This window comes from Paenibacillus senegalimassiliensis (genome assembly GCF_001486585.1).
Classification (GTDB): Bacteria; Bacillota; Bacilli; order Paenibacillales; family Paenibacillaceae; genus Fontibacillus; species Fontibacillus senegalimassiliensis.
In genome coordinates, this window is the sequence record NZ_LN909037.1 from 15,512 (window position 1) to 32,424 (window position 16,913).

A 16,913-nucleotide genomic window follows, 5' to 3' on the forward strand; every position below is an offset into this window, starting at 1 on the left:
GGGCAAGGGTGAGGCAGAACGTGGAGTTACAAGCGAACGGCGATATTGGTGTCATCGTGGTGGCAGCGGGCCGCGGTACGCGTATGGGAACGGTGGAGAGCAAGCAGTATCTTATGCTGGAGGACAAGCCGATCATCATTCATACGCTGGAGGCGTTTGACCGCCATCCGCTGATTTCACAAATCGTACTGGTAACAGGTGAACAGGATGTGGACCGTTGCCAGGCATGGATTGCTGAATATGGAATGCGAGGCCACATACAAGTTATTGCGGGCGGCGCCGAGCGTCAGCATTCGGTATACCAGGGATTGCTACAGCTTAGCACGCCCTGGGTACTGGTGCATGACGGCGTCCGCCCTTTTGTTGCAGCCGAGCATATTACGGCTTGCTGTGAGGCGGTGAAGGCACACGGTGCAGCCGTGCTGGCCGTACCTGTGAAGGATACAATCAAGCAGGCAGAGGAACAGGACTGGGTAGCCTCTACCCTGGACCGTCGCTTGCTGTGGTCCATTCAGACCCCGCAGGCTTTTCGCTTGAAGGATTTGCTGGCTGCTCATGAGCAGGCGGAGGCGCAGGACTTTGTAGGTACGGATGACTCTATGCTGGTGGAGCGCCTGGGTATTCGGGTCAAGCTGGTGGAGGGGGATTACCGCAACATCAAGCTGACAACGCCTGAGGATTTGGATTATGCGGCATTTCTCCGTCAGCAGGCGCGGTCGTAAGCCTCATATCGGCAGCAGGCACCTATGAGTTCACCCGTATTTTATAGCAAGGGCCATTATATGTCAGGGAGAGGATTTATCATATGTTAAAGGTAGGGCAAGGTTTCGACGTGCACCAGTTGGTAGAGGGCAGGCCATGCATCATTGGTGGCGTAGAGATTCCGTATGAGAAAGGGCTGTTGGGCCATTCCGATGCTGATGTCTTGCTCCATGCGATAAGTGATGCGATTCTGGGAGCGTTGGGGCTTGGAGATATCGGACGTCATTTTCCGGATACGGACCCTGCGTTCAAGGATGCGGACAGTGTTGTACTTCTGGAGCGGGTCTGGGAGATGGCCGGAGACCGGGGATACAGCTTGGGAAATCTTGATGCAACTCTGATCGCGCAGAAACCCAAGATGGCGCCTTATATTCCGCAAATGGTAGAGGTAATTGCTCGTACCCTGGGTACCGAGGCAGAGCGAATTAATGTGAAGGCGACCACGACTGAGCAGCTTGGATTTACCGGGCGCGGCGAGGGGATTGCGGCACAGTGCATTGTCTGTTTAGTTTCAAATATGCTATCATCATAAACTTGTAAGGTAGTTCAAAAAGTCGTCTTCCCAGGACGAAGCTGTTCGAGAAGTGGATTCGACATCGAATCTTGAATTCAACCGGGACTTCCGTTGCTCACGTACCCAATACGTACGCTCCGCTACTCAGTCCCTAGCTTCATCCAATCTTCTCGGTCCTGAAAACCCGACTTTTTGAACATAAACTTATAGAGGTTCAAAAGAGGTTGATTAACGGGAGGGATTAGCATGGCAGAAGTTCGCGTGCGTTATGCGCCGAGTCCGACGGGTCATTTACATATCGGAAATGCCAGAACGGCGTTATTTAATTATTTGTTTGCCAGACATCATGGCGGGAAATTTGTGATTCGCATTGAGGATACGGACATGAAGCGTAACGTAGCTGGTGGGGAAGAGAACCAGCTTACTTACCTGAAATGGCTTGGAATCGATTGGGATGAAAGTGTGGACGTAGGCGGAGACTATGGTCCATATCGCCAAACGGAGCGTCTGGAATTATACCGCCCGTTGGTTCAGGATTTGCTGGACCGTGGGCTGGCTTACCGCTGTTATTGCACCGAAGAAGAACTGGAGAAGGAGCGCGAGGAGCAATCGGCTCGTGGGGAAACTCCGCGCTATTCTGGCAAACACCGGAACCTGACTTCCGAGCAAATTGCTGCCTTTGAAGCAGAAGGTCGCCCGTATAGCATTCGCTTCCGCGTACCGGAAGGTCGGACATTTACGTTTGATGATCTGGTCAAAGGACCGATCTCCTTCGAGTCCGAGGTTAGCGGTGATTTTGTTATCGTTAAAAAGGATGGCATCCCTACCTATAACTTTGCGGTAGTGCTTGATGATCATCTGATGAATATCACCCACGTTCTGCGTGGGGAAGACCATGTCTCCAACACGCCGCGGCAGCTTATGATTTACGATGCCTTCGGCTGGGAACCGCCGGTATTTGGACATATGACGCTGATCGTGGGAGATAATCACAAGAAGCTAAGCAAACGCGACGAATCCGTCATCCAGTTCCTTGAGCAGTATGATCAACTTGGATATCTCCCTGAAGCATTGTTTAATTTCATCGCTTTACTCGGCTGGTCGCCGGAAGGCGAAGAGGAGTTCTTCACCAAGGAAGAATTGATCTCCATTTTTGATGCGAACCGCTTGTCCCGCAGTCCGGCAGTATTTGATAAGAACAAGCTGGCTCACTTGAATAACCATTACATCAAGAATGCGGATCCAGAACGTATTGCAGCACTGGCGATTCCTCATCTGCAGAAGGCGGGACGTCTTCCGGCCGAACTTAATTCGGAGCTTACGGTCTGGGCGAAGGAACTGGTTGCCTTGTATCAGGAACAAATGACCGCCGCTGCGGATATTGTAGAGTTATCCGAACTATTCTTCCGTAGTGAATTGGAGATTGATGCGGAAGGCACTGCCATTCTGAACGAACCTCAGGTTGGAGGCGTGCTTAGTGCCTTTCTGGCCAAAGCAGAAGCGCTGGCTGACTTCAGTGCAGAGCACATCGCCGCAGCAATCAAAGAGGTGCAGAAGGAGACTGGCGTGAAGGGCAAAGGACTGTTCATGCCGATTCGCGTTGCACTGACAGGACAAATGCATGGGCGCGATTTGAACAAGACCCTTCATTTATTGGGCCGTGATAAAGTCATTGCCCGGCTCCAGGCTCGTATTGCTGCATTATAAGCAAAGGCTGGACGTCTTTGGTAAATCAAGCTTGTCAGTTGCATGGCCTTTAGGTAATATAAAGGCAGTACATTCATTACTGATATTTAGAGGTGGCCTTGTAGCTACCTTCCCATAGGCAAAGATCGGGAGAGTACGTCAGTTTAACCGTATCAACCAGAGAGGATAACCGGGACCCTTCGGTGCGGACCGCCACAAGGACATCCAGGCTGAGAGTTATCCGGATACGGAGCTGGGGGAAATGCACCCGGGAGCCGCGGATGCGAGCACGCTGCTTGAAGAGCGAGGTAGTATCCGACGTGTCGTCCGCGTTAAGGACGTTAGAGAGAGGAACTTGGCCGTAGGCCTTAGTTTCATCCAAAGCAAAGTGGAACCGCGTCATCAGGATGCCTTTGCAGCGATAGCTGCAGGGGCGTCCTTTTTTTGAATGAAGGCGGGCAAGAAGGTGGGGGAGACGATGTTTAGAACGATCAAATCGGATATTCGGGCTGTCTTTGACAATGACCCGGCGGCCAGAGGCTGGTTTGAGGTGATATTTACCTATTCCGGTCTGCATGCCATTTGGAACCACCGGATTGCGCATTTCTTCTATCGTCGGCGCTGGTTCACGATTGCGCGCATCATCTCGCAAGCCAGCCGTTTTATCACTGGTATTGAGATCCATCCGGGGGCTCAAATTGGAAATCGCTTGTTCATAGACCACGGCATGGGGGTCGTGATTGGAGAAACTTGCGAAATAGGCGATGATGTGGTTATCTATCAGGGAGTCACGCTTGGCGGTAGCGGGAAAGAGAAAGGGAAACGTCACCCGACCGTCGGCGATAATGTAGTTATTGGTTCCGGGGCCAAGGTGCTTGGTTCATTCAAAATTGGCGATCAGGCCAATATCGGGGCTAATTCAGTTGTACTGAAGGAGGTGCCGGCGGGGAGTACCGTGGTCGGCATTCCGGGTAGAGTCGTGCGCCAAGGTGGCAAGCGTCTGGACCGCCTTGATCATCAACTGCCCGATCCCGTGGTCGATACGATGCGCGACATGCATCGTGAAATTGAGCAATTGCGTAACGAAATCCTGGAATTGAGCCAGCAGCTTCGTAAGGAAGCTCCCAGCGAGCAATAACGGGGTCTAGCTGGCGAAGACTCCTGAAATTTACACTGAAAGGAACATTACTTTATGGCATTACAGATCTATAACACCCTTACCCGCAAGAAGGAAGAGTTTGTCAGCTTGAACCCGGGAGAAGTGAATATTTACGTCTGCGGGCCGACGGTGTACGGGTATATCCATATAGGGAATGCAAGACCCATGATCTTCTTTGATGTGGTCCGCAGCTATTTGGAGAACCAACAATACAAAGTAAATTACGTCGTTAACTTTACGGATGTCGATGATAAATTGATCCGCAAAGCAGAAGAAATGAATACAACGGTGCCCGAGGTGGCCGAGAAGTTCATTCAGGCCTACTATGAGGATTTGGATGGGCTGGGGATTCCCCGGGCGACTGCTAATCCGCGGGTTACTGACAACATGAACGTGATTATCGATTTTATCCGCGATCTGGAGCAGAAGGGCTATGCTTACGAGAACGGGGGAGATGTATTTTACCGGACGAACAAATTCTCCGACTACGGCAAGCTATCCGGTCAAAATATTGGAGAATTGCAATTTGGTATCCGAATTGATGTTGATGATCGTAAGGAACATCCGGAAGATTTTGTGCTCTGGAAAGCGGCCAAACCCGGAGAAATTCACTGGAGCAGCCCTTGGGGTGAAGGCCGACCAGGCTGGCATATCGAATGCTCGGCCATGTCCCGGCAATTGCTGGGTGACACGCTGGATATCCACGGCGGGGGCCAGGATTTGCAGTTCCCGCACCATGAGTGCGAGGTGGCTCAATCCGAAGCGGTTACTGGCAAGCCGCTCGCCAATTATTGGATGCACAACGGGTATATTAATATTGGCGGGGAGAAGATGTCCAAGTCTCTGGGCAACGGTATTCTGGTCAAGGATTTGCGTACCCAGTATAAGCTAGAGGCTATCCGTTACTTCATGTTATCGACCCACTATCGCAATCCGCTGAACTTCACCGAGGAAATCATGCAGCAGGCTGAACGGAGCGTGGAGCGGATTAGCAATGCGGTGAACAATCTGCGCCACCGCCTGGGCGCCGCCTTCCAGAGCGGCAGCGAGCAGGCGTCGCCCGAGTGGCAGGCCAAGATGGAGACGGTACGTGAGTTGTTCCATGCGAAAATGCAGGATGACTTCAATACACCGGATGCGATTACGGCGGTCTTCGAGTGGGTGAGTGAAGTGAACACGCTGCTGCAACAGCCAGTGGTTAGTCGCGGTGAGCTTGAAGCGGCACTTGCGCTGTTTGAAGAAATGAACAGTGTGCTCCGGATTGCCTTGCCACCGGAAACAGAACTGCCTAATGAAGAGATCGAAGCGCTGATTGCCGAACGGAACGAAGCGCGTAAGACCAAGAACTGGGCTCGCGCCGATGAGATTCGCGATCTGCTTGATGAGCGCGGCATCGTGCTTGAGGATACGCCGCAGGGCATGAGATGGCGGCGCAAATGAGCGGGCCTAACCGAGAGGGCAGCGGGGGGCCTGTAGGCCGCCAGCAGGCAGAAGGCGGCCTACAGGCGCTGGAAGCCGCTGCGACCTCTCGCCGCTCTGGTTCCCTGACGCGCCCTCCAAGCCGGCACGGCTTCTGCCCCCGCTGGCGCTTGCCTACATCGGCGACGCCGTGTATGAGGTGGCCGTGCGCCAGCATGTGATGGCCCGCCCGAACCTGCGGCCACATCATCTGCACGGCGAGTCGACGAAGTACGTCTCCGCCAAGGCGCAAGCGCAGTTGCTGGCGCTGGTGGAGCCGCTGCTTACGGAAGCCGAGAAGGACGTCGTGCGCCAGGGGCGCAACGCCAAGTCGGGTACCGTGCCCAAGAATGCCAGTGTGCAGGATTACCGTCAGGCGACGGCCTTTGAAAGCCTGGTCGGCTTTCTCTATTACACCGGTGAGCATGCCAGGCTTCGCTTGTTAATTGCTGAAGGCTTTGCTCATTTGGAAGATAATCGCAAATCGTAGCTATAATATATTGGGAGCATGAAATAGAAGGAAGCTCCCCAGGAGGACTTACATGGAGGAACAAGAATGGATTGGCGGTAAGCATTCGCTGCTTGAAGCGCTGAATGCCGGACGAACCATCAATAAAATATGGGTGGCTGAGGGTGCTCAGAAGCATCTGACTCAGCCTATTGTGGCCGAAGCGAAGAAGCATGGCATTGTGGTGCAATTTGTGGATAAAAGGAAGCTGGATCAGTTGGCTCCAGGCCTGCAGCATCAAGGCGTCGTAGCCCAGGTTGCCCCGTATGCCTATGTCGAGGTGGATGATCTGCTGGCTAAGGCGAAGGAACGGGAGGAAGCGCCGTTTCTGCTTATTTTGGACGAGATTGAGGACCCGCACAATCTCGGCTCGATATTACGTACGGCAGAGTGCACGGGGGTACACGGTGTTATTATCCCGAAGCGCCGTTCTGCTGCGATTACTGCTACGGTGTCCAAGACCTCAGCGGGGGCGGTTGAGTATGTGCCAGTGGCACGGGTAACCAATCTGGTGCAGACGATGGAACGTTTGAAGGAAGCCGGGATATGGATTGTGGGTACGGATGTAGCGGCCCGTGAGGAAATGTACCAAGGCGGGAATGTGTTGACCGGACCGGTGGCCATCGTCATTGGTAACGAGAATAAAGGTATGGGGCGCTTGGTACGGGAGACCTGCGATCTTCTGTTAAAGCTACCGATGAATGGGCAGTTGAATTCTCTGAACGCTTCGGTCGCGGCAGGAGTCATTATGTATGAAGCACTGCGCAGACGCCGTGCTGAAGGATAACGGCCATGCGCGATGTGCGCGATGTGCTTCTGGTAGATGGATATAACATGATCGGCGGTTGGCCCGAGTTGTTCGAGCTGTCTCAGCGGGATTTGCAGGAGGCGCGGGATCGACTGCTCGAGCGCCTGGCCGATTACCAGGCCTTTTCTGGCAGGAAAGTTATTGTTGTTTTTGATGCTTACCGGGTGCCAGGTCTGGGCAAGTCCTATTCTCAAAATAAGGTAGCCATGGTCTTCACCAAAGAGAAGGAGACGGCGGATGAGTGCATTGAGCGCCTGGTCGGCGAACTTAGCCACCGCAGACGCCAGGTTTATGTTGCTACCAGCGATATGGTAGAGCAGCATGTGATTTTCGGTCAGGGAGCCCTGCGTGTTTCCGCCCGCGAATTGTTAATCCAGGTGGAGCAAAGCGAGAAGGAAATACAGGCCCAAATCGCCAAGCGAAGTGAGAGCTCCAGCCGCAATACCCTGGACTCTAAGCTGAGCCCGGAGCAGCGGCAGTTCCTCGAACGCTGGCGAAGACAGTAACGCTGAAAACCTAACTTTTTGAACACAAATTTTGAAACTCACAATAATAGGTTAATCTCTTAGACTCCTCCTAAATACCCTTGACAAAGCTTATCTTTACATCTTTTGGTACTTTTGCGGTTGACGCTAATATGCAGCTTCATATATACTGTTCGTATTACTTGATTGAGTGACGGAGTACGGTGCGTTGCAGCCGGAGGGATTTGTGGTGAGTGTCAAACTCGAATTATGGGTAAGGTTTGACTATGAGATCCAAAATGACGAAGATATTGTCGAAGCGGTTCGCCAGGGTGATAGTGAAGCACTGGAATACCTGATCAACAAATATCGCAGTTTTGTGCGCGCCAAAGCCAGATCCTACTTCCTGATCGGTGCGGATCGAGAGGATATTATTCAGGAGGGCATGATCGGACTTTATAAATCGATCCGGGACTTTCGGGGGGACAAGCAATCTTCCTTCAAGGCCTTTGCCGAGCTCTGCATAACCAGACAGATCATTACGGCGATCAAGACGGCGACGAGGCAGAAGCATATTCCGCTTAATTCCTATGTATCTTTGGATAAGCCGATTTACGATGAGGATTCCGACCGGACATTGCTTGATGTCATCTGTGGCACTCAAGTGAGTGATCCGGAAGAATTGATCATTAACCAGGAAGAATTTACGGGTCTTGAGGACAAGATGTCGGAAATTCTCAGCGATTTAGAGCGGAAGGTCCTGATGCTTTATCTTGATGGACGTTCCTATCAGGAAATTGCGGTGGATTTAAGCCGCCACGTGAAGTCGATCGATAACGCCTTGCAGCGGGTGAAGCGCAAGCTGGAACGTTACTTGGAAGTACGAGATGGCAGCAGTAGTATTTAAAATTTCAGAATGAATGACCGGGTGGCCTGCTAGCGGGCGGCCCTTTTTTTGCCACTTTGTACAGGTGGCATCAAGCTGGAATGGAGGAGCCGTCATGCCCTGGTTCAACTGCTGGCCGGGGGTGAAGCGCGAAGGCTTCCTTTGCGATAATAGTAGCTATTGTTAGACTGACGGGTTTATCTTCCAAAATAGTGAGTTATACTATAAAGGCAAAGTGCTAGTTCGAAAAGTCGGGTTTACAGGACCAAGAAGGTTGGATGAAGATAGGGACGTCAGTAGCGGAGCGTAGACAGATCTACGTGAGCAACGGAAGGCCTGGCTGAATTCAAGATTCGATGCCGAATTTACTTCTTGAACAACTCCGTCATGGGAAGACGACTTTTTGAACAACCTCTATCATTAATTGAAGAGTAGATATGATGTCTCGTTGACATGGTTGACCCCATATGATAAAGTGTTTTAGGTAGGCCTAATTTTGTGTTCCCTTTTTTAGGTGAACATAGAGGCTTAGGTCAATATAGAGACGCTCATTTAGAATGTCTTCGGGAGGTGCACATCATGCGGGTAATCATTACGTTGGCTTGTACGAACTGCAAACAAAGAAACTACACGACAACGAAAAACAAGCGTAACCACCCCGACCGCATGGAGATGAAGAAATTTTGCAAGTTTTGTAACGAGCAAGTTCCTCATCGCGAAACCAGATAGTCTTTGGAGGTGTAATGGCGCGTGAAACGTAGTTTCAAGTCGTTGTTTTCTTTTTTCTCTGAGAGCTGGGCTGAGCTTAAAAAGGTTCGCTGGCCTAATCGTAAAGAGCTGACTAATTACACGCTGATTGTGCTAGGTACAATTACCGTTGTCGCGATTTATTTTTGGGTTCTGGACATTGGCATCTCTGCTGTGATCGAAGCGATAATTTAAGAAGGGTCCATAGGTGGCTTGATATGGAAAAAAGATGGTATGTCGTTCATACCTATTCCGGGTATGAGAACAAAGTCAAAGCCAATTTGGAGAAGCGCGTCGAGTCCATGGGCATGGAAGACAAGATATTCCGCGTTCTTGTTCCTATGGAAGAAGAAGTGGTGAACAAAGACGGTAAGAAGAAGACCGTCATGCGTAAAGTTTACCCCGGTTATGTCTTGGTGGAAATGGTCCAAACCGACGACTCTTGGTATGTTGTTCGCAATACACCAGGGGTTACCGGGTTTGTTGGCTCCACGGGTTCCGGTTCCAAACCTACGCCTTTGCTTCCTGAAGAAGTGGAGCAGATTTTGGCGCATATGGGTATGGAAGAGCCGAAGCCGGTGATCGAATTCGAGCTCAAGGAATCTGTACGCATCAAGGTTGGTCCGTTTGCCAATTTCGTCGGCTCGATCGAGGAAATTTTGACAGACAAGAGCAAGGTCAAGGTTCACGTCAACATGTTTGGACGAGAAACCCCGCTTGAACTGGATTATACTCAAGTGGAGAAAATATAAGAAATTGCTCAAAGAATTGTTTTTTGAGTTATCTCTGTAAGGTTTCTTAGGGTTTTAAGTGGGAGGGGCCGTCTCGGTTCCGTCTACCACAATTTGGCAAGGAGGTGTTTTACATGGCGAAAAAAGTTATCAAAGTGGTAAAACTGCAAATTCCTGCGGGTAAAGCGAACCCTGCACCTCCGGTAGGTCCGGCGCTGGGTCAAGCGGGTGTCAACATCATGGCATTCTGTAAGGAATTCAACGCACGTACTGCCGATCAAGCAGGCTTGATCATCCCGGTTGAAATTTCGGTGTTTGAAGATCGTTCCTTTACGTTCATCACCAAAACTCCACCGGCAGCCGTTCTGCTTCGCGTAGCAGCGAAGATCGAGAAAGGTTCCGGCGAACCGAACAAGAAGAAAGTAGCTACCGTGAATCGCGACACTGTTCGTCAAATCGCGGAGCAAAAAATGCCTGACCTTAACGCAGCTTCCGTTGAAGCAGCTATGCGTATGGTTGAAGGTACTGCTCGCAGTATGGGCATCACGATCCAAGACTAATCTTGGAGCAAGGGTGGAGCAATCTGCCCTCGGATGAATCGCTATGAGACGCACATTGCGTCAACATGGAGTTCATCTTTAAGTGGGAGGAATTTCCGCTAATACCACGAAGGAGGACGAATTTAATGGCTAAACACGGTAAGAAATACCTTGAAGCTGCTAAGCTGATCGATAGCGAAGCAACATATGAGCCTGCTGAAGCCGTTGGGCTGGTAAAGAAGGCAGCGACTGCAAAATTCGACGAAACCGTTGAAGCAGCAGTTCGTTTGGGTGTAGACCCTCGTAAACAAGACCAAGCTGTTCGTGGTGTAGTTGTATTGCCACACGGTACTGGTAAAACACAACGTGTTCTGGTATTTGCCAAAGGTGATAAAGTGAAGGAAGCAGAAGCTGCCGGAGCTGACTATGTAGGCGATCAGGACATGATCAACAAAATCCAACAAGGCTGGTTCGAGTTCGATGTGTGCGTAGCTACACCGGACATGATGAGTGAAGTTGGTAAACTCGGCCGTTTGCTCGGTGGTAAAGGCCTTATGCCTAACCCTAAAGCAGGCACAGTTACGTTTGACGTAGCTAAAGCCGTTCAAGAAATCAAAGCAGGTAAAATTGAGTATCGTCTGGATAAAGCAGGTCAAATTCATGCGCCAATCGGTAAAGTATCCTTTACTGAAGAGCAATTGAATGAGAACCTCAAAGCTCTGCTTGACGCTTTGAACCGGGCTAAACCGGCTGCTGCCAAAGGCGTATACTTGAAGAATATTGCGATTTCTTCGACCATGGGCCCTAGCGCTCGCGTAAATACAGCATCTTACAGATAAGATCCTTTTCTATCTTTCGAGAGTGAAGGGATTGACATCCAGGGTTTGTCCTTGGTATACTGTAAAAGTTGTTTTCATGTGAGACTTAAATAAGAATATGCTTACCGTAGACAGTAGGTGCGCAAGCTTAATTTCCTACCGAGGTGTTGTGATAGAACGTCAATATGGCAGTTTTACTGCGTGTGATGTATATCGAGCCTTCGTGATTCTACGGAGGCTTTTTTTAGTGATTAAGAAGGCTCATGTAATCTAATAGGAGGTGTAAAGTTTGGCAAACGCAAAAGTCATTCAAGCAAAACAAGAAGCCGTTGAAGTAGTAACGTCGAAATTGCGCGAAAGTGCAACGACCGTTGTTGCCGACTATCGCGGTTTGAATGTTGCTCAAGTTACTGAACTTCGCAAACAGCTTCGTGAAGCTGGCGTGGAATTCCAAGTGCTTAAGAACACGCTTGTTCGTCGTGCGACGGCTGCAGCGGAACTGAGCGAACTGGATGAAGTATTGACGGGTCCTACAGCGATTGCGTTCAGTACGGAAGATGCTATTGCTCCAGCTAAAATTCTGAGCGAATTCGCGAAGAAGAATGAAGCTTTGAAGGTAAAAGGTGGCGTGGTTGAAGGCCGTGTGGTTGGCGTAGATCAAATCAATGCTCTCGCAAGCCTGCCGTCCCGCGAAGGTCTCCTTTCAATGCTCCTCAGCGTGCTTCAAGCTCCAGTACGCAACTTGGCATTGGCAGTCAAGGCTGTTGCCGAGAAAGAAGAAGGCAGCGCAAGCGCGTAAGCTTACTCTGTCTGCTACAAGCTAGTTGATTCAACAAAACCAATAAATTATTATACAATGGAGGTTCAACCATGAGTAAAGAAACGATCTTGGAAGAAATCAAAGGTATGACCGTTCTTGAACTGAACGAACTTGTTAAAGCAATCGAAGAAGAATTCGGCGTAACTGCAGCAGCTCCAGTTGTTGTAGCTGGCGGCGGCGCAGGCGCAGCAGCGGCTGAAGAGCAAAGCGAATTCGACGTAATCCTGACTAGTGCAGGCGGTTCCAAAATCAACGTAATCAAAGTTGTTCGCGAAATCACTGGCTTGGGCTTGAAAGAAGCCAAAGACCTGGTTGATAACGCACCAAAACCACTGAAAGAAAAAGTGGCTAAAGAAGAAGCAGAAGCTGTAAAAGCAAAATTGGAAGAAGCAGGCGCAAGCGTAGAAGTGAAGTAATTCCCTTCTTTCCTACGGCAAACCCCTTGAACTTGATTCAAGGGGTTTGTTTTACTGCTTAAGGGTTTTGAACCGATCCCGATTGTGTAAGGAGGTGCACGAATGTCAGATCACTACTATAGTAGTAAACCAACCGTTGCGCATCGGCGTAAGACCTGGGAGGTTGTATTGCGAGGGCAAAGCTATCGTTTTATCAGCGATGCGGGTGTATTTGCCAAGGAAGGCGTTGATTTTGGCAGTCGTACGTTGATTGAGGCGATGGAGATTGCTTCAGATGCCAAGGTGCTTGATGTGGGCTGTGGTTACGGCCCCATTGGATTAACGGCAGCGAGACTGGCTACACAGGGACATGTCACGATGATTGATGTGAACAGCCGAGCCGTTGAACTGGCAAGGGAGAATGCCGCAGCTAATAGAATTAGCAATGTGACCATTCTTGAGAGTGATCTGTATGCAGCCTTGGAAGAGGGGCGGTATGACATCGTGTTGACCAACCCGCCAATTCGTGCTGGTAAATCGACGGTACATGCTATTTTTGAAGGAGCTCATGAACGGTTGAAGCCGGGCGGAGCGTTATGGATTGTCATTCAGAAGAAGCAAGGAGCACCGTCGGCCAAGGAGAAGTTGGAATCTTTGTTTGCATCCGTGGAGGAAGTTGCGAAGGACAAGGGGTATCGGATTTTCAAAGCGATCAAGCAGTAAATGGAACATGTTGACTTGACAAAACCAATATGTTATTATTATAAAATGTCAGCATTAGGATGCCCTCTATGACTTTAGTTGACTGAAATGTCAATAGCTTTGTAAAAACAATGTATAAAAGCGCGTTGTTTTACATATAATATGCACATTTTGGATAAACTAACAGTTATGAGGATATCAGGGCAGCAACGACACGGATAATGATGCTCTTTTTTCGAAAGCATTCGATAAGGGCTTTTCTTTATTTGTGGATGAATCCGTATGGTCCTATTATAAGGTGACCGACACGGGTTGACAATCAATTTTTAAGTGAGTAGACATGAGGGGTGAGTTTAAGTTGGCAGGACATCTTGTTCAATATGGTCGACGCACTCGGCGTAGTTATGCGCGAATTAACGAGATACTCGAAGTTCCGAACCTGATCGAAATCCAACAGAAATCCTATGAGTGGTTCTTGGAAGAAGGCCTTCGGGAAATGTTCCAGGATATCTCGCCGATTCAGGATTTCACTGGGAATCTGGTGTTGGAATTTATCGATTACAGCCTGGGCGAACCGAAGTATACGGTGGATGACGCGAAGGAACGCGACGTTACCTATGCGGCGCCGCTGCGGGTGAAAGTCCGGCTCATTAATAAGGAAACCGGCGAAGTCAAAGAGCAGGAAGTATTCATGGGAGATTTCCCGCTGATGACCGAAACCGGCACCTTCATCATTAATGGTGCGGAACGGGTTATTGTCAGCCAGTTGGTTCGCTCTCCTAGCGTCTATTTCAGCACTAAAGTGGATAAGAACGGCAAGAAGATGTATACCGCAACCGTTATTCCTAACCGTGGAGCATGGCTTGAATTGGAGACGGACGCAAAGGATATTATTTATGTGCGTATTGACCGCACTCGTAAAATCCCGGTAACTGTACTGCTTCGTTCGCTTGGTTTCGGGACGGATGCTGAGATTCTTGATTTGCTGGGTAACGATGAATATATCCGCAATACATTGGATAAGGACAACACCGATTCGACAGAGAAAGCGCTGATCGAAATCTATGAACGTCTGCGTCCAGGCGAGCCGCCAACACTAGACAATGCAAAGAGTCTGCTGGTAGCACGCTTCTTCGATCCAAAACGTTATGATCTGGCCAACGTAGGCCGTTACAAAATCAATAAAAAGCTGCACATCAAAAACCGTTTGTTTAATCAACGTCTTGCTGAGACTCTGATTGACACGACCACGGGAGAAATTATTGCCGAGGCCGGACAAATGGTGGATCGCCGTTTGTTGGACGAGATTCTGCCTCTTCTTGAGAGCAATGTCGGGTTCAAGGACTACCATGTAGCCGGCGGCGTTCTGGACGCAGATGATGTTCCACTGCAAACCATTGATGTGTTTTCTCCGATTGAAGATGGCAAGGTAGTTAAGGTAATCGCCAACCGTGACATTGATAAAGCGGTGAAGCATATTACCCCTGCTGATATTATCTCTTCAATCAGTTATTTTATTAATCTGTTGCATGGTATCGGTAGCACGGATGATATTGACCATTTGGGCAACCGTCGTTTGCGCTCAGTTGGCGAACTCCTGCAGAACCAGTTCCGTATCGGTTTGTCCCGGATGGAACGGGTTGTTCGCGAGAGAATGTCGATTCAGGACGCTAACGTAATTACGCCTCAGGCGTTAATTAACATACGACCGGTTATTGCTTCTATTAAAGAGTTCTTCGGCAGTTCGCAATTGTCGCAGTTTATGGACCAAACGAACCCGCTGGCGGAACTGACTCATAAACGTCGTCTGTCTGCACTCGGTCCCGGCGGTTTGACTCGGGAACGTGCCGGCATGGAAGTGCGTGACGTTCACCCGTCCCACTATGGCCGGATGTGTCCAATCGAGACGCCGGAAGGTCCGAACATCGGTTTGATTAACTCCCTTTCCACCTTTGCACGAATCAATGAATACGGCTTTATTGAAGCGCCGTATCGTTGGGTTGATCCGAAGACGGGAACGGTCACCGATCAAGTCGCGTATCTGACGGCCGACGAGGAAGATAACTATATCATCGCGCAAGCAAACGCAAAGCTTACTGATGATAATCAATTTGAAGATGAGTCTGTCATCGTTCGTTACAACAAGCAATCGGACAACATCCTGACCTTGCCGAGCAATCGCGTGGATTACATGGATATTTCTCCGAAGCAGGTTGTATCCGTAGCGACTGCGCTCATTCCGTTCCTGGAGAATGATGACTCCAACCGTGCGTTGATGGGTTCCAACATGCAGCGTCAGGCAGTGCCATTGCTTATTCCTAAGGCTCCGCTTGTCGGAACCGGGATGGAACATAAATCGGCCAAGGACTCCGGCGTTTGTATCGTATCCAAACATGATGGTATCGTTGAGCGCTCAGCCGCCAATGAAATTTGGGTACGCCGTGTAGAAGTGGTCGACGGCAAGGAAGTTAAGGGCGACCTTATCAAGCACAAGCTGCACAAGTTTATGCGTTCTAACCAAGGTACCTGCATTAACCAACGTCCGATCGTGAAGCGTGGAGAGGTCGTCAAGAAGGGTGACATTCTGGCTGACGGTCCTTCGACGGAAATGGGCGAATTGGCTTTGGGTCGCAACGTTGTCGTAGCGTTTATGACTTGGGAAGGCTACAACTATGAAGATGCGATTCTGCTCAGTGAGAAGTTGGTTAAGGAGGACGTATACACCTCAATTCATATTGAGGAATATGAATCCGAAGCCCGCGATACGAAGCTGGGACCTGAGGAAATTACCCGCGATATTCCAAACGTTGGGGAAGAAGCGCTTCGCAATCTGGACGAACGCGGTATTATTCGTGTAGGGGCTGAGATTGGCGCTGGCGACATTCTCGTAGGTAAAGTGACGCCGAAGGGCGTAACTGAACTTACAGCGGAAGAACGTTTGCTACATGCTATCTTCGGTGAGAAGGCGCGTGAAGTTCGTGATACCTCTCTGAGAGTACCTCACGGAACCGACGGGATCGTTGTCGACGTGAAGGTGTTCACTCGGGATAATGGTGACGAATTGCCACCAGGTGTAAATCAACTGGTTCGCGTGTACATCGCCCAAAAACGGAAAATCTCTGAAGGCGACAAGATGGCAGGACGCCATGGTAACAAAGGGGTCGTTGCTCGCATCTTGCCGGAAGAAGATATGCCGTTCATGCCAGACGGGACGCCGGTTCAAGTTGTCTTGAACCCACTGGGCGTGCCTTCTCGGATGAACATCGGGCAGGTTCTGGAGATCCATTTGGGTATGGCTTCTCTGAAAATGGGTATCCATGTGGCAACGCCGGTATTTGACGGCGCGAATGAAGAAGATGTCTTCGATACGATGGAAGAAGCCGGAATGCAACGTAACGGTAAAACCATTCTGTATGATGGCCGGACCGGGGAACCGTTTGAACGCGAAGTTACCGTTGGCGTCATGCACATGATCAAGCTGGCACACATGGTTGACGATAAAATCCATGCCCGTTCTACAGGGCCATACTCGCTCGTTACGCAACAGCCGCTCGGTGGTAAAGCACAGTTCGGTGGACAACGTTTCGGGGAGATGGAAGTGTGGGCGCTGGAAGCCTATGGCGCCGCCTATACGCTGCAAGAGATTCTTACCGTCAAATCGGATGACGTGGTCGGTCGGGTGAAAACCTACGAATCCATCGTCAAGGGCGAGAACGTGCCTGAACCGGGCGTGCCTGAATCGTTTAAGGTCTTGATCAAAGAGCTGCAAAGCTTGGGTATGGATGTGAAAATCTTGACTGAAAACGAAGAAGAGATTGAGATGAGGGAAATCGACGACGAGGAAGATGCGTCGGGCGATAAGCTCAGCCTTAATCTGGAAGGTGCGGAAGTCGGAGTAGAATAGAGCGTTACAGTC

The 16,913-nt window shown here is 50.0% G+C and carries 20 protein-coding genes and 1 other annotated feature; of the genes, 19 read left to right on the forward strand and 1 reads right to left on the reverse strand.

The genetic code is table 11. The features are described 5' to 3' along the window. Nucleotides 1–20 precede the first annotated feature (20 nt). The 3 genes from ispD (at nucleotide 21) to gltX (ending at nucleotide 2,983) form a co-directional block, all read left to right on the forward strand. Complete coding sequence (ispD, locus tag BN3279_RS01195) at nucleotides 21–722, forward strand: 2-C-methyl-D-erythritol 4-phosphate cytidylyltransferase (RefSeq protein WP_082672875.1); 702 nt, start codon at nucleotides 21–23, stop codon at nucleotides 720–722. An 83-nt stretch (nucleotides 723–805) separates the two neighbouring features. After that, nucleotides 806–1,294 (forward strand): 2-C-methyl-D-erythritol 2,4-cyclodiphosphate synthase, encoded by a 489-nt coding sequence (gene ispF / locus BN3279_RS01200; RefSeq protein WP_059048861.1) that lies wholly within the window; start codon nucleotides 806–808, stop codon nucleotides 1,292–1,294. Between the two features lie 228 nt (nucleotides 1,295–1,522). Continuing rightward, nucleotides 1,523–2,983 carry a glutamate--tRNA ligase gene (gene gltX / locus BN3279_RS01205; RefSeq protein WP_059048862.1) on the forward strand — a complete coding sequence of 487 codons (1,461 nt, stop codon included), beginning with the start codon at nucleotides 1,523–1,525 and terminating at the stop codon, nucleotides 2,981–2,983. Between the two features lie 76 nt (nucleotides 2,984–3,059). Here gltX and BN3279_RS23640 read toward each other — a convergent pair whose 3' ends face one another. Further along, on the reverse strand, nucleotides 3,060–3,344 hold the full coding sequence (locus BN3279_RS23640; protein WP_148466788.1) for a hypothetical protein: 285 nt from the start codon (nucleotides 3,342–3,344) through the stop codon (nucleotides 3,060–3,062). Nucleotides 3,345–3,440: 96 nt separating this feature from the next. Here BN3279_RS23640 and cysE point away from each other — a divergent pair, with 96 nt between their 5' ends. The 16 genes from cysE to rpoB all read left to right on the forward strand — a co-directional run bounded on the left by cysE (nucleotide 3,441) and on the right by rpoB (nucleotide 16,901). Next, nucleotides 3,441–4,100, forward strand: a complete 660-nt coding sequence (gene cysE / locus BN3279_RS01215) for a serine O-acetyltransferase (RefSeq protein ID WP_059048916.1) — start codon at nucleotides 3,441–3,443, stop codon at nucleotides 4,098–4,100. A gap of 54 nt (nucleotides 4,101–4,154) precedes the next feature. Further along, nucleotides 4,155–5,561, forward strand: a complete 1,407-nt coding sequence (cysS, locus tag BN3279_RS01220) for a cysteine--tRNA ligase (RefSeq protein ID WP_059048864.1) — start codon at nucleotides 4,155–4,157, stop codon at nucleotides 5,559–5,561. Further along, nucleotides 5,558–5,761 (forward strand): hypothetical protein, encoded by a 204-nt coding sequence (locus tag BN3279_RS23645; RefSeq protein WP_148466789.1) that lies wholly within the window; start codon nucleotides 5,558–5,560, stop codon nucleotides 5,759–5,761. Before cysS ends, BN3279_RS23645 begins: the two co-directional genes overlap by 4 nt. Next, entirely contained in the window at nucleotides 5,695–6,069 is a 375-nt protein-coding gene (locus BN3279_RS01225) for a Mini-ribonuclease 3 (protein ID WP_059048865.1), read from the forward strand. The genes BN3279_RS23645 and BN3279_RS01225 overlap by 67 nt, the downstream gene beginning before the upstream one ends. Nucleotides 6,070–6,121: 52 nt before the next feature. Continuing rightward, entirely contained in the window at nucleotides 6,122–6,874 is a 753-nt protein-coding gene (rlmB, locus tag BN3279_RS01230) for a 23S rRNA (guanosine(2251)-2'-O)-methyltransferase RlmB (RefSeq protein WP_059048866.1), read from the forward strand. Nucleotides 6,875–6,879: 5 nt separating this feature from the next. Further along, on the forward strand, nucleotides 6,880–7,401 hold the full coding sequence (locus tag BN3279_RS01235; protein WP_059048867.1) for an NYN domain-containing protein: 522 nt from the start codon (nucleotides 6,880–6,882) through the stop codon (nucleotides 7,399–7,401). A 205-nt stretch (nucleotides 7,402–7,606) separates the two neighbouring features. Next, a complete protein-coding gene (sigH, locus tag BN3279_RS01240) occupies nucleotides 7,607–8,266 on the forward strand; it encodes an RNA polymerase sporulation sigma factor SigH (protein ID WP_018754010.1) in 660 nt (219 codons plus the stop codon). Between the two features lie 558 nt (nucleotides 8,267–8,824). Further along, a complete protein-coding gene (gene rpmG / locus BN3279_RS23275; RefSeq protein WP_071784256.1) occupies nucleotides 8,825–8,974 on the forward strand; it encodes a 50S ribosomal protein L33 in 150 nt (49 codons plus the stop codon). A 21-nt stretch (nucleotides 8,975–8,995) separates the two neighbouring features. Continuing rightward, on the forward strand, nucleotides 8,996–9,187 hold the full coding sequence (gene secE, locus BN3279_RS01245; protein WP_009226623.1) for a preprotein translocase subunit SecE: 192 nt from the start codon (nucleotides 8,996–8,998) through the stop codon (nucleotides 9,185–9,187). Between the two features lie 23 nt (nucleotides 9,188–9,210). Further along, complete coding sequence (gene nusG / locus BN3279_RS01250; protein ID WP_059048868.1) at nucleotides 9,211–9,744, forward strand: transcription termination/antitermination protein NusG; 534 nt, start codon at nucleotides 9,211–9,213, stop codon at nucleotides 9,742–9,744. A gap of 113 nt (nucleotides 9,745–9,857) precedes the next feature. Beyond that, on the forward strand, nucleotides 9,858–10,283 hold the full coding sequence (gene rplK / locus BN3279_RS01255) for a 50S ribosomal protein L11 (RefSeq protein ID WP_026263624.1): 426 nt from the start codon (nucleotides 9,858–9,860) through the stop codon (nucleotides 10,281–10,283). Between the two features lie 125 nt (nucleotides 10,284–10,408). Then, a complete protein-coding gene (rplA, locus tag BN3279_RS01260) occupies nucleotides 10,409–11,101 on the forward strand; it encodes a 50S ribosomal protein L1 (protein ID WP_059048869.1) in 693 nt (230 codons plus the stop codon). Between the two features lie 86 nt (nucleotides 11,102–11,187). Further along, nucleotides 11,188–11,334, forward strand: a sequence feature (ribosomal protein L10 leader region). 35 nt (nucleotides 11,335–11,369) lie between these two features. After that, complete coding sequence (gene rplJ / locus BN3279_RS01265; RefSeq protein WP_059048870.1) at nucleotides 11,370–11,879, forward strand: 50S ribosomal protein L10; 510 nt, start codon at nucleotides 11,370–11,372, stop codon at nucleotides 11,877–11,879. 71 nt (nucleotides 11,880–11,950) lie between these two features. Beyond that, a complete protein-coding gene (gene rplL, locus BN3279_RS01270; RefSeq protein WP_059048871.1) occupies nucleotides 11,951–12,316 on the forward strand; it encodes a 50S ribosomal protein L7/L12 in 366 nt (121 codons plus the stop codon). A gap of 102 nt (nucleotides 12,317–12,418) precedes the next feature. Continuing rightward, nucleotides 12,419–13,018 (forward strand): class I SAM-dependent methyltransferase, encoded by a 600-nt coding sequence (locus BN3279_RS01275; RefSeq protein WP_059048872.1) that lies wholly within the window; start codon nucleotides 12,419–12,421, stop codon nucleotides 13,016–13,018. 337 nt (nucleotides 13,019–13,355) lie between these two features. After that, a complete protein-coding gene (gene rpoB, locus BN3279_RS01280) occupies nucleotides 13,356–16,901 on the forward strand; it encodes a DNA-directed RNA polymerase subunit beta (protein WP_059048873.1) in 3,546 nt (1,181 codons plus the stop codon). The last annotated feature ends 12 nt before the right edge of the window (nucleotides 16,902–16,913 follow it).

Bases quoted from the DNA above. Each gene is read 5' to 3' on its own strand.
- ispF (WP_059048861.1), top strand. From the start codon at position 806: ATGTTAAAGGTAGGGCAAGGTTTCGACGTGCACCAGTTGGTAGAGGGC.
- gltX (WP_059048862.1), top strand. From the start codon at position 1,523: ATGGCAGAAGTTCGCGTGCGTTATGCGCCGAGTCCGACGGGTCATTTA.
- cysE (WP_059048916.1), top strand. From the start codon at position 3,441: ATGTTTAGAACGATCAAATCGGATATTCGGGCTGTCTTTGACAATGAC.
- cysS (WP_059048864.1), top strand. From the start codon at position 4,155: ATGGCATTACAGATCTATAACACCCTTACCCGCAAGAAGGAAGAGTTT.
- BN3279_RS23645 (WP_148466789.1), top strand. From the start codon at position 5,558: ATGAGCGGGCCTAACCGAGAGGGCAGCGGGGGGCCTGTAGGCCGCCAG.
- rlmB (WP_059048866.1), top strand. From the start codon at position 6,122: ATGGAGGAACAAGAATGGATTGGCGGTAAGCATTCGCTGCTTGAAGCG.
- BN3279_RS01235 (WP_059048867.1), top strand. From the start codon at position 6,880: ATGCGCGATGTGCGCGATGTGCTTCTGGTAGATGGATATAACATGATC.
- rpmG (WP_071784256.1), top strand. From the start codon at position 8,825: ATGCGGGTAATCATTACGTTGGCTTGTACGAACTGCAAACAAAGAAAC.
- nusG (WP_059048868.1), top strand. From the start codon at position 9,211: ATGGAAAAAAGATGGTATGTCGTTCATACCTATTCCGGGTATGAGAAC.
- rplK (WP_026263624.1), top strand. From the start codon at position 9,858: ATGGCGAAAAAAGTTATCAAAGTGGTAAAACTGCAAATTCCTGCGGGT.
- rplA (WP_059048869.1), top strand. From the start codon at position 10,409: ATGGCTAAACACGGTAAGAAATACCTTGAAGCTGCTAAGCTGATCGAT.
- rplL (WP_059048871.1), top strand. From the start codon at position 11,951: ATGAGTAAAGAAACGATCTTGGAAGAAATCAAAGGTATGACCGTTCTT.
- BN3279_RS01275 (WP_059048872.1), top strand. From the start codon at position 12,419: ATGTCAGATCACTACTATAGTAGTAAACCAACCGTTGCGCATCGGCGT.